Raw genomic sequence first — 15629 nt, 5'->3', positions numbered from 1 at the left:
TGCATATTTTACTTACTGCTTGGGCGCCTTGGCCGCTTCCGGTGCGAACAGGTCGCCGAAGAAGTCCGCCTTGTACCATTGCGGCGGGGTGTCGCTATCGGTCATGACCCGGGCAATGCGATAATTTGCCTCGGCAAAGCGGGCGCCCGCATCCCAGTCGATCTTCTGCGTCATGTCGTCGCCGGGATGGTGATAGGCGCCGCTCAGAAACTCGCCCCAGGCCTTCTCGCCGCCATTGGCATAGCCGGTCGCCAGGAAGACGGCGGGCACGCCCTGCTTCACGAACATATAATGGTCCGATCGCACGAAGATGGTTTCCTGCGGCATCGGGTCGGCAGCCAGCTTGATCCCCATCGGCGCGACCGCCTTGGCGACGATTGGCCCCAGGGTCGAATGGTCGGCGCCGAACGCGATCACGTCGGTGAAAGGATAGAGCAGCAGCGGCATGTCGAGGTCGACATTGCCGACGATCTGCTTGCCCGGAACGGTGGGATGGCGGGCATAATAGTCCGCGCCCAGCAGGCCCTTCTCTTCGCCGGTGGAGGCGAGGAAGACGATCGACCGGCGCGGCTTGTTGGGCGACTGCGCCATGGCACGCGCTACTTCCAGCATGGTCGCGATGCCGGCGCCATTGTCCAGCGCGCCATTGTTGATGCGGTCGGCATCCGGCTTGTCGCCGGGCTTCTCCGGGCTGATGCCGATATGGTCGAGATGCGCCGACAGGACGACATATTCTTGCTTAAGCTTGGGGTCGCTGCCGGGCAGGATGGCGACGACATTGGGGCTGGTCACCCGCTCGCTGACGCTTTCGACCTGGATCTGGGCAGTCGACTTGAGTGCAAAGCCCTTGGGCTTGCCGCCGGCCTTGTCGGCGACCTTTCGGATCGCGGCGATGCTGGTCGGCGCGCCGGCGAACACCGCCTGCGCCGCTGCGTCGTCCAGGCTGGCACCGACCCGGATGCCGGGGGCGGCGTCGAACGGCACGCCCTCGGGCGAGACCCAGGTGAAGTCGGGCTCATCGGCGAACTGGACCATGCGGTTCCAGGGGCGGGCCTTCATCGACTGGAGGGTGCCGATCGAGAGCATGCCGATCGCGCCATGCGCCTCGGCGATCTTGCCCTTGGTGGCGGACAGATGCGCGCCTTCCTCGCTCGGCAGTCCCTTGGGATAGCCGCGCAGGGTGACGACGATCTTCCCCTTCACGTCCAGCCCGGCATAGTCGTTGAGGCCGAGCCGCGCATTTTCCAGGCCATAGCCCACGAACACCAGCGGGGCCGACACGTCCAGCTTGGGCTCGGCCGCGTTCATGCCGATGAGGACATCGCCGGCATGGGTGAAGCTTTTGGTGCCGGCCGGACCGGTGACGGTCAGCGTGCCCGGCGTCCTGGCGCGCTCGGTCTTCTGGAAGCCGATGCGCTGCAGCCAGCTTCCATTGTCGCCGGCGGGCTTGAGGCCCAGGCCATCGAACTGGCTGGCGACATAGCGGGCAGCGATTTCATGGCCTTCGCTGCCAGTGTCGCGCCCTTTCAGCAGGTCGTCGGCCAGAAATTCGACATGGGCGCGCACAGCGGCGGCCGAGAAGGTCGGCGCATCGGCTGCGGCCGGCGTTGCTGTTTGAGCGGGCAGGGTGGCGGGCAGCACAAGGGCGGCGGTGGCGGCCAGCAGGGCCAGGCGTTTCATGGGATCGGGGACTTTCCGTCTCTATGGATGATGGCGCGCAGACTTGCCGCTGCACCCCGTCGCTGTCCAGCCTCCGCTTGTCGATATCATGCGTATTGCGCCGCTATCACGCCCCGCTATGCTGCGCGCCATCGCGGCGGGGTTCGTTCCGGCCGTATCGACTGCCCTCCTGTCCTAGAGGTCTTCATGATCCTTACCCGCATGTCCCGCCGGCTTCCCCTGATGCTCGGCCTGTCCGCGCTTGCCTTCGCGCCGCTTGGCTCCGTCGCGCAGGCCGCGCCGGCCACCGCCGCCGCCGCCGCCGCGCCCGCGCCGCTCTCCAGCCTCGTGTCAGCCGTGGACATCCCCTATCAGGAATTTCGCCTGCCCAACGGTCTGCGGGTCATCGTCCATACCGATCGCAAGGCGCCGATCGTCGCCGTCTCGGTCTGGTATCATGTCGGCTCGCGCTTCGAGCCTGCCGGCAAGACCGGCTTTGCCCATCTGTTTGAACATCTGATGTTCTACGGCTCGGAAAATGCCGACGGTCCCTTCTTCGGCCGTCTGGAAGATATCGGCGCCACCGACTGGAACGGCACGACCTGGTTCGACCGCACCAATTATTTCGAGACGGTGCCGACCGGCGCGCTCGATCGCGCGCTGTTCCTGGAATCCGACCGCATGGGCCATCTGCTCGGCGCCGTGACCCAGACCAAGCTCGATGCCCAGCGCGGCGTCGTCCAGAATGAAAAGCGCATGGGCGAGAATGAGCCCTATGGCCTGGTCGAATATGCCCAGCTCGCCGGCATGCTGCCCGAAGGCCATCCCTATCGCCACTCGACCATCGGCTCGATGGCGGATCTGAACGCGGCCAGCCTCGCCGACGTCCAGAGCTGGTTCAAGACTCACTATGGCCCCAACAACGCCACGCTGGTGCTGGCCGGCGACATCGACGTGCCGACCGCCAAGGCCAAGGTCGAAAAATGGTTCGGCAATATTGCCTCCGGCCCGGCGCCGCAGGATGTCGACGCGACCGTGCCGACGCTCGACAAGGATGTGGAAAAGGTGATGCACGACAATGTCGCTGCCACCCGCCTCTACCGCAACTGGATCGTCCCCGGCGTCAACTCGCCCGACCTGCAGCAGCTCGACCTTGCTCTCTCGGTGTTCGGCGGCCTCGGCTCCTCGCGCCTCGACAATATCCTGGTCCGCGACGAGAAGGTGGCGGTCGCGGTCAAGGCCAGCATCCAGCCGTTCGAGAAGCTGTCGATGGTCGAAATCACCGTCGACGTGAAGCCGGGCCAGGATCCGGTCGCCGTGGGCAAGCGGCTCGACGCGCTGCTCGCCGACTATCTCGCCAAGGGGCCGAGCGCGGACGAGGTGTTGCGCGCCGCGACCCAGCAACTGTCGGGCACGATCGGCGGCCTCGAAAAGGTCGGCGGCTTCTCCGGCAAGGCGGTGACCCTGGCCGAAGGCGCGGTCTATTCCGACGATCCGGGCAAATATAAGAAGGATCTCGCCCTCTATGCCGCCGCGACGCCCGCCAGCGTATCGGCCGCCGCGCGCAAATGGCTGGGCCGCCCGGTCTTTCGCCTGACCGTGTCGCCGGGCGAACGCTCGGCGCAGGATAATGCGCTCGCTGGCAATGCGCCCTCGGGCAGCGCCACCATGCATCCCGCCCATTTCCGCGATCCCAATGGCCCGGCGCCCAAGGCGGGCACGCCGCCGCCGCCGACCAAGGTTGCCGAGCCGCCGATCGAGCCGGTCAAGGATCTGGTCTTCCCGCCGGTCGAGCGCGCCAAGCTGTCGAACGGCATGTCGGTCGTCTTCTCGCGCCGCGCCACCGTGCCGGTGGTGAAGGTCTCGGTCGCCTTCGACGCGGGCAATGCCGCCGACAACCGGCAGAAGCTCGGCACTGCCGCGCTCACCACCGCCCTGCTCGACGAAGGCACCACCAGCCGCAATTCGGTGCAGATTTCCGAGGAGCAGGAACGGCTTGGTGCCGGCATCAGCGCGGCCAACAGCATGGATGCCACCAATGTCGGCCTCTATGCGCTCAAGCCCAATCTCGACGCCTCGCTCGGCCTGCTCGCCGACATCATCCGCAACCCGGCCTTCGATCCCAAGGAAGTGGAACGGCTGCGCAGCCAGATGCTGACCCGCATCGCATCGGAAAAGACCCAGCCCATGGCGATCGCCCAGCGCATGCTGCCGCCGATGCTCTATGGCCAGGCCCATCCCTATGGCATTCCCTTCACCGGTTCGGGCACCGAAAGCGGGGTGAAGGCGGTGACGCGCGCCGATCTGGTCGCCTTCCATGACACATGGATGCGCCCGGACAATGCGACCATCTTCGCCACCGGCGACACGACGCTGGCCGAACTGCTGCCGCTGCTCGAAAAGCGCTTCGGCGACTGGAAAGCCCCGGCCGTGGCCAAGGGCGCCAAGCTGTTCCGCATGGACCGCATGATGCGCCCGGCGCGCATCGTCCTCATCGACAAGCCGCAAAGCCCGCAGTCGATGATCCTCGCCGGCCAGCTCACCAACAAGTCGGGCACCGACAATCCGGTCACCCTCATCACCGCGAACGAGGTGCTGGGCGGCAGCACCACCTCGCGCCTGACCATGGACCTGCGCGAGGCGAAGGGCTGGGCCTATGGCGCGGGCACCGGCATGCCCGGCGTCAAGGAAACCATTCCGCTGCTTGTCTATGCCCCGGTCCAGACCGACAAGACCGGCGAATCGATCATCGCCGCGCGCCAGGACATCAAGGATTTCCTGACCAGCAAGGGCACGACCCAGGCGGAGCGCGACCAGACGATCAATGGCCAGATCCTGTCGCTGCCCGGCAGCTTCGAAACCTCGTCCGACCTGCTCTCGGCGATGATGCGCAACAATCTGCTCGGCCGGCCCGACGATTATTACGCCACCCTGCCGGCCACCTATCGCGCCATCACCGCGGCGCTGATGGATCAGGCCGCGCGCGCGGCGATCAATCCCGATCGACTGATCTGGGTCGTGGTCGGCGATGCGAAATTGGTGAAGCCCCAGCTTGACGCGGTCGGCCTGCCGGTGGAAATGGGCACATTGGCTGATTGACGCTAACGTAAAGGAGAAGTGAGATGGCTGCAGTGGATGGTGCCTATGATTGCGTGGCAAAGACCCCGCTGGGCGAACAGACCGGCGTGTTCACCGTGATCAGCACGGGCGACCGTTTCAACGGCACCTTTGCCGGCATGATGGGTTCGCTCGACGTCAAGGATGGCGTGGTCGCCGGCAACAAGCTCACATGGAAGATGGAAATGACCATCCCCATGCCGATGACGCTGGAATGTGAAGCCGAAATCACCGGCGAAAGCCTGACCGGCACGATGCAGCTCGGTGCCTTCGGCGCCGCGCCCTTCACCGGCACGCGCCGGGCTTGACCCAATCAGTTGCGGCCCGGTTCACGCCGGGCCGCAGCCGACATTACCAAAAATTCATGGCCGACCCGTTGCACTATAAAATTAGTTAGCTATCTAAGCGTTCGTGAATCGGACCGAACTTCAGCGCGCCCTGGCGCATAATATGCCGCAGATCGCGCGCCTGTGGCGCCAGCTTGCCGATTCCACCCTGGCCGAATTTGGCGTCTCCAATTCCGCCGGCTGGTGTCTTCTCTATCTCGACCGGCTGGGCGCCGATGTGCGCCAGATCGAACTGGCCGACGTGCTGGGCATCACCCAGCCTTCGCTGGTCCGCACCCTCGACCATCTTCAGGCCGCGGCCCTGATCGAGCGCACCCCCAATCCCGAGGATCGCCGGTCCAACTGCCTGTCGCTCACCACCTCCGGCCGCGACCTTGTCGGCCGCATCGAAACGCGGCTCAGCAACATGCGCAACGACCTGCTCGATGGTGTGCCAGAGGCGGATATCGAGACCGCCGTCAATCTGTTAGACCTGCTGCGACGCCGTATCGGGGAGCGCCGGGGCCAGTCATGAAAAAGGCCGCTTTGTCAGCCTGGAGCGAGCGCCTCGGCGTTCCCGCCGCGCTGTTCTCCGTCAAATGTTTCCTGGCGGCGATGCTGGCGCTTTATGTCGCGCTCAGCATTGGCCTGGAACGCCCCTATTGGGCCTTTCTCACCTCCTATATCGTCGCCCAGCCGCTCGCCGGCGCGGTGATTTCCAAGGCTATCTTCCGCGCCATCGGCACCATCGTCGGCGCCGCCTTCTCGGTTGCGATCGTCCCGCCCTTGGTCAATTCGCCCGAACTGCTGACGCTCGCCATGGCGCTCTGGCTGGCGCTCTGCGTCTTCGTCTCGCTGCTCGATCGCACGCCGCGCTCCTACATGTTCGTGCTGGCCGGCTACAGCGCCTGCCTGATCGTCTTCCCCGATGTCGACTCGCCCCAGACCATCTTCACCGTCGCCACCCTGCGCGTGCAGGAAATCTGGATCGGCATCGCCTGCGGCAGCATCGTCCATGGCGTCGTCCTGCCCGGCTCGATTACCGGCAACCTCTTCGCCCGCGTCGAAGCCATGCTGCGCGACGCCGAACGCTGGTCGCGCGACGCGATCGCGACCGATCCGGTGCCTGGTCTCGATGCCGAACGCCGCCGCCTGGCGCAGGACGTCACCGAACTGCACCAGATGTCGATCCACCTGCCCTTCGACATCAGCCGCCTCGCGCCGCGCGTCCGCACCGTGCGCGCGATGCAGGACCAGCTCTCGCTGCTGCTGCCGCTCGGTGCCGCGGTGGAGGATCGGCTGGCGATGCTGAAACAGGCCAATGGCGGTATCGTCCCGGCCCAGGTCGAACAGTTGATCGCCGATGCGCGCGACTGGCTCGATCATCCCGGCACCGACAGCGCCACCCGCGCCGCCGGCGCCCAGGCGCTGATCGACCGCTGCGCCGCGCTGGAACCGGCGGCCGACAGCGATATGGACTGGGCCGGCATGATGCGGCTCAGCCTCTATTCCCGGCTCGGCACGCTGATCGCCGTGCATCGCGACTGCCGCGATCTGTTCGACCAGATGCTGACCCACAGCCGCAGCCCGGTGACGCCGCGCGTCGCCGAACTGCTGGAGGGGCGTCGCAACCGCGAACTGCATCGCGATTATGCCGGGGCGGCGCGCGGCGCCTTCGCTGCCTTCATGACGGTGACGATCGGCTGCGCATTATGGATCGGCAGCGGCTGGCATGACGGCGGCAGCGCGGTGATGCTGGCCGGTGTCTTCCTCGCCCTCTTCTCCGCATCGGACAATCCGCTCGCCCCGCTCAAGGGCTTCATGATCGGCACGATCATCGCCACCTTCCTCGGCGCCCTCTATGGCTATGCCATCATGCCCCGGCTCGACGGTTTCGCCATGCTGGCCCTCGCCTATGCGCCGCCGCTGCTGGTGTTGGGCGCGATGATGGCCTCGCCGCGCTGGATGGGCATTGCGCTCCCGACCCTGCTCGGCCTCGGCAGCCCGGTGCTGCTCTCCAGTTCCTATGTCAGTGCCTTTGCCTCCTATGTGAACGGTTCGGTGGCACAGCTGGTCGGCATCTGGTTCGCGATCATCATGGCCGGCCTGCTGCAATCGGCCGGGGTGGAGCGCGCCGTGCGCCGTACCGTGCGCGCCGGCTGGGCCGATATCGCCGCCCGCGCCAATCTCATGACCCAGCCCGACGTGCGCGGCTGGATCAACCGGATGCTCGACCGCATCGCGCTGCTCGCCCCGCGTCTCGCCGCCATGCGCACCGACAGCGGCAAGCCGCTCTACGATGCGCTGCGCGACCTGCGCACGGGTGTCGCCATCGGCGAATTGCGCCAGCTCCGCGTCGATCTCCCTTTCGACGAAGGCGCCCCGCTCGGCCGGGTGCTGGGCGGCGTGGCCGACCATTATCGCCGGCTCGATCCCGATGCGCCGGCATCGGCCGACCCCGCCCTGCTCGACGATATCGACAGCGCGATCGGCGACCTCGCCGCCAATCCGGCGGCCTCGGTCCGCCGCGATGCGATCTTGGCGCTGGTCAGCCTGCGGCGTAATCTGTTCGCCGACAGCGCCGGCTATCACATGCCAAAATTGACCGGAGGCCCCGCATGACCGGCGAATTGTCCATCGACGGGGTCTTCTTCCCCACGCTGCTGGCGCTGGCGCTGGCCGCGCTGATCCTCACCTATGGCCTGACCCGCCTGATCGCGGCGTTCGGCCTCTACCGCTTTCTTGCCTATCGGGCACTCGTCGACCTCAGCCTGTTCGTGCTGACGCTCGGGGGCCTGTCCATTCTCGTTCCGATGCTGGGAATCCGCCTATGAACCGCCTGACCGGGACGCTGATCCGCAGCGCCGCCACCATCATCATCGTCATCCTCGCCGTCATCGTCGCGGTGTGGATGTGGAACCATTATGAGCGCAGCCCCTGGACCCGCGACGGCCGCGTGCGCGCCGATGTGGTGCGTGTGACGCCCGATATCGGCGGCCTCGTCACCTCGGTCGCGGTGCGCGACAATCAGCAGGTGAAGGCGGGCGACCTGCTCTTCGTCATCGACACGCCGCGCTATGCACTGGCGCTGGAACAGGCGGAGGCGCAGATCGCCAGCGCCCAGGCCACGCTCGGTCAGGCCCGGCGAGAGGCGACCCGCGATCTGGCGCTGGGCGATCTCGTCGCCAAGGAAAGCCATGAGCAGAATGTCGCCCGCGTCGCCACGGCGCAGGCCGCGCTGGCCGAGGCGCGGAGCGCGCGTGACGCCGCCGCCTTGAACCTCAAGCGCACCCAGGTCCGCGCCTCAGTGAATGGCGTTGTCACCAATCTCGATCTGCACCCCGGCGACTATCTGGCCGCCGGCACCCAGGCGATGGCGCTGATCGACAGCGACAGCCTGCGGGTCGAGGGCTATTTCGAGGAGACCAAGCTGCCGCTGGTCTGCATCGGCGCGCCGGTCACCGTCCGCCTGATGGGCGAGAAGCAGGATCTGCACGGCAAGGTCGAAAGCATTGCCTATGGTATCAATGACTCGACCCGCAGCGATTCCGGCAATCTCCTGCCCACGGTGGAGCCGACCTTCTCCTGGGTTCGCCTTGCCCAGCGCATCCCGGTTCGGGTGAAGCTCACCAATGTCCCGGCCAATATCACGCTGATCTCCGGCCGTACCGCCACGGTCACGGTCGAGCCGGCGAAGAAGGATGCCAAGCCGGGAAGCTGCCGCCATGCGTAAGGGGCCACATCTGAAAGGGCTGGCCACATCCTTGATGGCACTGGCGCTCAGCGCCTGCGCCACCGCCGGGCCGGACTATCATCCGCCCGAACATTCCGCCGCGACCGCACCGGGCGCGCAGGGCGCCTTCCAGTCGGCGCAGGGCGCAGGCTTCAGCAATGCCGACCTGCCCGACCATTGGTGGAAACTCTATAATGATCCCCGGCTCGACGCGCTGATCGCCGAAGCACTGGCCGCCAATACCGACCTGCGCGTCGCCAATGCCAATCTGACCGCGGCGGAGGCCGTGCTGCGCGAGACCGAGGCAGGGCGCCAGATCAGCACCACGATCAGCGGCGGCGAAACGCTGGCGCGGCCCTCGGGCGTGACCCAGCATCTGCCCGGCTCGGTCAGCTATGATTTCGGCCTCAGCGCCGCCTATCCGCTCGATCTCAACGGCCGTATCCGCCGCGCGATCGAATCGAGCGGCGCCAATGTCGAGGCGGTGACCGCCGCGCGCGACTATGTCCGCGTCAGCGTGGCCGCCGCCACCGCCAGGGCCTATGCCCAGGTCTGCGCCGCCAATTATGCGCTCGGCGTCAATCGCCGGGTCGTCTCGCTTCAGCGCGATACGCTGAACGCCACCCAGCGCCTGTTCAAGGGCGGTCGCGGCACCGCCTTCGACGTCAGCCGCGCCCAGGCGGCGGTGGACCAGAGCGAGGCGACGCTGCCGGTCTATGAGGCGCAGCGCCAGAGCGGCCTCTATCTGCTCGCCACCCTGCTCGGCCGTCCGCCGGCCGATTATCCCAAGGATGTGGAGGGGTGCGCCACCCTGCCGTCGCTCGGTGCGCCGCTGCCGGTGGGCGATGGCACCGCGCTGATCCGCCGCCGCCCGGACATCCGTCAGGCCGAACGCATGATCGCCTCCGACACGGCGACCCTGGGCGTCGCCATGGCCGATCTCTATCCGCAGGTCAGCATCGGCGGTTCGGTCGGCCTGTCCGGCCCGCTCAAGGATTTCGGCTCCGGCTCCGCCTTCGGCTTCAGCCTCGGTCCGCTCATCAGCTGGACCTTCCCCAATCGTCCGGTAGTGAAGGCCCGGATCGCCCAGGCCGATGCCCAGGTGCAGGCCGATCTCGCCAGCTTCGACGGCAGCGTGCTGGAAGCGCTGCGCCAGACCGAAACCGCGCTCGAAACCTATCGCCGCGACGCCGAAAAGGCCGCCGCGCTCGATCGCGCACGCGACAGCGCCAATGTCTCGGCGGGGCAGGCGAACAAGCTGTTCCGCTTCGGCCGCAGCGATTTCCTCGACCTGCTCGATACCCAGCGCAGCCTCGCCAGCGCCGAATCCTCGGCTGCTGCCGCCCGCGTCCAGCTGGTGCAGGACCAGATCGCCATCTTCCTGGCGTTGGGCGGCGGCTGGACCTCAGACGATGCCGGCAACCAAAGCGCGGGGAACGCGCAGCAATGACCCATGGCGCGCGCCGGCCGGCATGGTCAGGCGCGCGCTGACGTCGGTCCACGTCGCCCCATGCAAATCTGGGTCGCGCGTCATCGCCGCGCCCCAGCGACCTTCCTTGTAGACGTCATAATAGCAGACCAGCGCATCGCCGACCTGCGCGCTCATCGGCCCCTCGACCCAGCCGGGCGAAAAGGGCGGCGACAAGGGGCCGAACGGCCCGGTGGGGCTGTCCGCCTTGGCCACCTGCAGCCATTTGTGCGGCGGCTGCACCGTCTCGTCCTTGACGATCAGGTATAGGCCGCCGCCTGGCGCCTGCGCGAACGTCCCGTCGATCACGCTGAAGCCGGGATCATAAAGCGGCGCGGGCGCGCTGAACGTCTCGAAATCGCTGGTGCTGACCGACCAGAGCCGATGATTATAGCCCGATTCCGATGTCCCTGCCGTCTCGGTGAAGCGGCCCTCCACCGTGCTCGACCAGAACAGGATATGGCGCCCGGTCGCCGGATCGCGCACCGCCTCGGGCGCCCAGCAATTGCGGGTGCCGGGCACGTCCTGCATGACCGGGATGGCGCGCTGCGGCGACCAGTGGACCAGATCGCGGCTGGTCGCATGGCCGATCGTCACCCCTTCCCAGGCGGTGGTCCACAGCAGATGATAGACGCCCTTGTCCTCGAACAGATACGGATCGCGCATCAGCTTCTTCTCGCCCACCTGCGGCACCAGCAGGCTGCGCCCGCCCGCCAGCGTGCGAAAGGCAAAGCCATCCTCGCTCACCGCCAGTTTGAGCCCATCGGCCTCGCCCTTGCCGGTGGTGAAATAGGCGAAGACCAGCAGGTCGTCGACGCGCGCCACCGATCGGGTGGCGCATCCGGCCAGCGCCAGCGCGCCCAGTCCCAGCGTAAAGTCGCGCCGTCTCATCAGCGATAATCCTTGGCCATTTGCGGGTAGAGGTCGAGCAGCGCATTGGCGACATAGTCGCCGCCATGGCCCATCGGCCCGGTCGGTTCGGGCTTGGGTGCGGCTGGCTTTTGCGAGGCCAGGCCGCCCGGCGCCTCTGCGCCGTTGAGCCCCTGGCTGATCAGGTCGGGCTTGGCCCCTTCGCCGGCATTATGCCCGTCCTGGTCGAAAATCGCCTCCTGGTGCCGGATCGGCTCCCAGATGAACGTGCCCCAGCCATGCTTGCCGGGCAGGGCATGGACCAGATCGTTGATGTAACGCTTGCGGCTCGAATATTCGGCGACCAGCAGCCCCTTGTCGGGATAGCGCTTCACATATTCGCTGAAGGTCGTGGCCCAGTCGCCCTGCGCCCGCTGCTGGTAGCAGGAAAAGCCGACCACATCGAAATCTACCTGCCGCGCGATCAGCGCATCGGTCCATTCGCGCACGATCGGCCAGTGCCGGCCCAGATGATTATGCACCTGGATCGCGACTGCCGGTTCGGCCCGGCGCGCGCCGGCGATCCCCGCCCGCAGCAATGCGGCAAAGCCGTCGAACCCGCCGACGTCACCGACCCTGGCATGATTGGCATCGGTCACCGGATTGCCGGTCGACGTCGACAGCTTCACCCGGCCATGGGGCCACAACATGCCGAAGCTCGTCTCATTGCCGATCACCGCCATGTCGACCGGCGCGCCGCCCGCCCGCATCGCCACCAGCACGTCATGGGTATGTGCTTCGACCGCCTTGGCCAGCGCCGGCAGGTCATGGCCGGCCCAGGCCGCCGGCACGCCCTGATGCTCCGGGTCGGCCCATGTGTCGCTATAATGGAAACTCAGCACCAGCCCCATGCCGGCGTCGCGCACCCGCTTGCCCAGCTTCACCGTCTGGGCGAGGCCGGCCCAGCCCTTGTCCGGTTCCCGCCTGGAATAGCCCTTGGCCGGATCGACGAAGATGCGCAGCCGGATCGCGTTGAACCCGGCATCGCGCAGGATCAGGACCGGGTCTTTCTGCACCCCGTCCACGAAATAGCGCGCACCCGCCGCCTCATCCTCGGGCACCCAGCTCACATCGGCGCCGATCAGATAGGGGCCGGGCCGCGCGCCACTTTTCCCCCCGGCTGCCAGCGCCGGCCGGGCCAGCAGGGGCAGGGCGGCAAGGCCGAATGTGCCGCGACGCGTGATCCCCTTCATGCCTTCACCTCCATGCGATATTCCGGGACGATGCGCAGCGTCGCCAGCGTCGCGACCTGTGCCCCCGCCGGCAGCTTGGCCCGCGCCAGATCGTCCAGATAGATGGGCGCGTCGGCGCGCAGCGGCATCACCGTCAGCGTCCAGGGCCGTCCCAGCCGCGCGGCAAAGCGCTTGAGGCCGATCCGCCAGACCCGCCCGTCCCAATAGGCATCGTCCAGCATGTCGGGGCCATCGAACAGCCGACCGATATCGCCGCGCCAGTCGATCTCAAGAAAGGCGTCGCCGCCCTCGGCCAGAACATCTCTGGGAATGGTGAAGCTAAAGGCGGCCGCCGCCTTGTGCGCCTCGGGCAAAGGCTGCATCGCCGCCTTGGCCGGCCCGCCAATCTCGATCGGCGGCGCCGTGCCGGCCTCGCGCGTTTGGCTGAAGGGCAGGGGCGCGATAGCTGTCGCCTTCGCCGTCATCATCGCCGCCTTGCCGGGCAATATCTGCCAGGCGAAACGTGCCTCGCCCCGCTGGCGCAGCTCCAGCCCGTCCGGCCCGAACAGCGCATCCGCCGTGCTCAGCACCACGCGCCGCTCGCCACCGATCTCGCCGACCCAGATGCGCCGCGCTGCGTCCCGGTCGATGAGCAGCAGCCGCACCGATCGCCCGTCCGCGCCGGTCACCCGCACCGGCCGCGTCGCGGATGGCGGCACCTGCACGATCACCCGCCCGCCCTCGCTGCGCGCCGGCGCATCGACCTTCGTTCCCGCCGGGAAGGCCAGCTCCACCGGACCGGGCAGGCAGGCCGCCATCACATGGATCGGCCCGTCCCTGTCGGCGATGCGCGTCACCGGCTGCGCCGTCGCCCAGTCGAGCCGCACCCCGTCCAGGTCCATGCCGATCGGCCAGAAGAAATTGTCCCCCGGCGCGATCGTCACCGGCCGGCTTGGCAGGCGAACCGGGCCGCCGGCCAAGGTCACGCTGAACTGCGTGCCGGGATGCGCCTCCGTGCCATATTGGCGGACATGATTGTTGACGAACAGGAAGCCGCCGTCGCCCTTCGCCCGCACCGCCCAGCGCAGCGTCTTCAGGTCATCCTTGTCGGCCGGCAGCACGGCCGGCGCATGCACCGTCATCGGCGCCAGCGTCTCGCCATATTCGGCCAGGAAATAATGGAGCGGACGCAGCGCCGCGCTCACCGGATTGACCTCGCCATATTGGCCGATCGGCGCCTGGAAATCATAGCCGATCGCCGGGCAGTCATTATAGCCGCCCGACCGCTGCGTTTCCTCCAGCATGCGCCCGTTCGCCATAGGGTTCGCACCGCCATGAAACATATAATAGCCCAGCAGATTGACGCCCGACCCGACCTGCGTCGTCACCGCCGCCGCCACGTCGGCCGGCTGCAACAAGGGCCGCCGCCGATACATGACCGGCACGCCGCCGCCATATTCCGCGCCCAGGAAAGGCGTATCTTCCATGTCGCTGTCGGCGTCGCCGCGCCGCCCGCCGCGCGTCTGCGCGCCCAGGTCGCCGCTCACCCGGCTGTCGAAGCGGAACAGGTAATTTTCCTTGGGCGGCAGCTTTACCGTTTTCGCCGACCAGGGTTCGTCGGGATAGCCGCCATGCACCGGCACCACCTCGCCCTTGGGATAGACGGTCTGGTCCCATCCGGTCACGGTATAGAGCGGCACGTCGAAGCCGATCCGCAGCGCCAGCGCCTTCAGCGCCGCGATATGCTCCCGGCCCTGGCCGGGGCCGCCCAGATTATATTCATTCTCGACCTGCATGCCGACGATCGGCCCACCATCCTTCCACATCAGCCCCTTGAGCTGGTCGTGCAGCCCACGCCAGAAGTGCTCGACCTGTGCCATATAGGCGGGGTCGTTGCTGCGCGTGCGGGTGCTGCCGGCGATCCAGTCGGGGATGCCGCCAAAGCGCGCCTCGGCATGGCCCCAGGGGCCGGGCCGCAGGAAAAAGAGCAGGTCATGTTTGGCACAGAGCCGCACGAAGCGCCCGATATCGCGATCGCCGGTCCAGTCGATCGTGCCGGGCGCCAGTTCGATATGGTTCCACAGCACATAGGAGGCGACGATGCCGACCCCCGCCGCCTTCATCTTCAGCAATTCCTCTTCCCAATAGGTGCTCGGGAAGCGGGTGAAGTGAAATTCGCCCATCACCGGCAGCCAGGGCCGGTCGTCGCGGGTCAGATAGAGATTGGTGATGCCGATCCGCCCCTGCGGCCCGGCGCCGGTGCCCATATGGAGATGGCCGGACTTGAGCGGCAGGCCCGGCTTGCGCGCGTCCAGGCTGTTGGCCGTCTGGGCCAGGGCATCGGCGGGAAGGGCGAGGCCCAGGCCGGCAAGGCCCGTGGCAGTGAGCGCCGTGCGCCGGTCGATATCGGGCATCCGTCCTCCTGTGATGGGTCGGGAGGCTGAGCCCTCCTCTTGGGTCGGGGTTGTCCTGCGCCCGCCCTTAAGGAATGGGCGCAGGACGGGATATCAGCGGGCCAGCCAGCCGCCATCGACGGCCAGGACATGGCCATGGATATAGTTGGCCGCCGGCGACGCCAGGAACACGGCGGCGCCGCCAATGTCGCTCGCGTCGCCCCAGCGGCCGGCCGGGATGCGTTCCTGGATCTGTCGGTTGCGGGTTTCGTCGGCCTGCAGCGCGGCGGTGTTGTTGGTGGCGATATAGCCCGGCGCGATCGCATTGACGTTGACGCCCTTGGCCGCCCACTCGTTCGCCAGCAGCTTGGTCAGACCGGCGACGCCGCTCTTGGACGCGGTATAGCTCGGCACGCGGATGCCGCCCTGGAAGGACAGCAGCGAGGCGATGTTGACGATCTTGCCCGAGCCTTGGCGCAGCATGTGCCGCCCGGCCGCCTGGGCCAGGAAGAAGGTCGACTTAAGGTTCGTGTCGATCACCGCGTCCCAGTCTTCCTCGGTGAAGTCGACGCTGTCGGCGCGGCGGATGATGCCCGCATTGTTGATGAGGATGTCGAGGCCGCCCAGCTTCTCGATCGTCTCGTCGACGACGCGCTGCACCGGTTCGATGCTGGAAAGATCGGCCGAGACGATCTCAGCCTTGCGGCCGAGCGCCCGGACCTTCTCGACGGTCTCTTCCGCCGGGGTGCGGCCGACTGCCGCGATGTCGGCGCCGGCCGCCGCCAGCGACAGCGCGATCGCCTGGCCGATGCCGGTATTGGCGCCGGTGACGATGGCACGCCTGCCGCCAAG

At 67.3% G+C, this 15629-nt stretch carries 12 protein-coding genes; 7 read left to right on the top strand and 5 right to left on the bottom strand.

Features of this window, described 5'->3' with window-relative positions; translation table 11 throughout:
• Positions 1-12: 12 nt before the first annotated feature.
• A complete protein-coding gene (locus tag GGQ90_RS20510; protein ID WP_188083745.1) occupies positions 13-1680 on the bottom strand; it encodes a M28 family metallopeptidase in 1668 nt (555 codons plus the stop codon).
• A 186-nt stretch (positions 1681-1866) separates the two neighbouring features.
• On the opposite strand from GGQ90_RS20510, the gene GGQ90_RS20505 reads away from it, so the two are divergent.
• From GGQ90_RS20505 to GGQ90_RS20475, 7 genes are all read left to right on the top strand, one after another.
• Positions 1867-4758, top strand: a complete 2892-nt coding sequence (locus GGQ90_RS20505; protein WP_188083744.1) for a M16 family metallopeptidase — start codon at positions 1867-1869, stop codon at positions 4756-4758.
• Between the two features lie 23 nt (positions 4759-4781).
• Entirely contained in the window at positions 4782-5084 is a 303-nt protein-coding gene (locus GGQ90_RS20500; RefSeq protein ID WP_004209325.1) for a hypothetical protein, read from the top strand.
• Between the two features lie 103 nt (positions 5085-5187).
• Complete coding sequence (locus tag GGQ90_RS20495) at positions 5188-5637, top strand: MarR family transcriptional regulator (protein ID WP_188083743.1); 450 nt, start codon at positions 5188-5190, stop codon at positions 5635-5637.
• A complete protein-coding gene (locus GGQ90_RS20490) occupies positions 5634-7724 on the top strand; it encodes an FUSC family protein (protein WP_188083742.1) in 2091 nt (696 codons plus the stop codon). Before GGQ90_RS20495 ends, GGQ90_RS20490 begins: the two co-directional genes overlap by 4 nt.
• A complete protein-coding gene (locus GGQ90_RS20485; protein ID WP_004209328.1) occupies positions 7721-7936 on the top strand; it encodes a DUF1656 domain-containing protein in 216 nt (71 codons plus the stop codon). Before GGQ90_RS20490 ends, GGQ90_RS20485 begins: the two co-directional genes overlap by 4 nt.
• Entirely contained in the window at positions 7933-8835 is a 903-nt protein-coding gene (locus GGQ90_RS20480) for an efflux RND transporter periplasmic adaptor subunit (RefSeq protein WP_188083741.1), read from the top strand. The genes GGQ90_RS20485 and GGQ90_RS20480 overlap by 4 nt, the downstream gene beginning before the upstream one ends.
• 34 nt (positions 8836-8869) lie before the next feature.
• The gene (locus GGQ90_RS20475) at positions 8870-10285 is read left to right on the top strand and encodes an efflux transporter outer membrane subunit (RefSeq protein WP_188083799.1); all 1416 of its coding nucleotides are present in this window, start codon (positions 8870-8872) and stop codon (positions 10283-10285) included.
• Here GGQ90_RS20475 and GGQ90_RS20470 read toward each other — a convergent pair.
• The 4 genes from GGQ90_RS20470 to kduD form a co-directional block, all read right to left on the bottom strand.
• Positions 10241-11194, bottom strand: a complete 954-nt coding sequence (locus tag GGQ90_RS20470) for a glycoside hydrolase family 43 protein (protein WP_188083740.1) — start codon at positions 11192-11194, stop codon at positions 10241-10243. The genes GGQ90_RS20475 and GGQ90_RS20470 overlap by 45 nt on opposite strands.
• Positions 11194-12405, bottom strand: coding sequence for a glycosyl hydrolase 53 family protein (locus GGQ90_RS20465; protein WP_188083739.1), 1212 nt, complete (start codon positions 12403-12405; stop codon positions 11194-11196). Before GGQ90_RS20465 ends, GGQ90_RS20470 begins: the two co-directional genes overlap by 1 nt.
• A complete protein-coding gene (locus GGQ90_RS20460; protein ID WP_188083738.1) occupies positions 12402-14798 on the bottom strand; it encodes a beta-galactosidase in 2397 nt (798 codons plus the stop codon). The genes GGQ90_RS20465 and GGQ90_RS20460 overlap by 4 nt, the downstream gene beginning before the upstream one ends.
• Before the next feature lie 93 nt (positions 14799-14891).
• A partial coding sequence (gene kduD, locus GGQ90_RS20455) for a 2-dehydro-3-deoxy-D-gluconate 5-dehydrogenase KduD (RefSeq protein WP_188083737.1) occupies positions 14892-15629 on the bottom strand: 738 nt, incomplete at its 5' end.

Source organism: Sphingobium scionense (assembly GCF_014197035.1).
GTDB classification, from domain to species: Bacteria; Pseudomonadota; Alphaproteobacteria; order Sphingomonadales; family Sphingomonadaceae; genus Sphingobium; species Sphingobium scionense.
The sequence above is the reverse complement of the archived record's forward strand: the minus strand, read 5'-3'. Positions and strand labels throughout refer to the sequence as shown.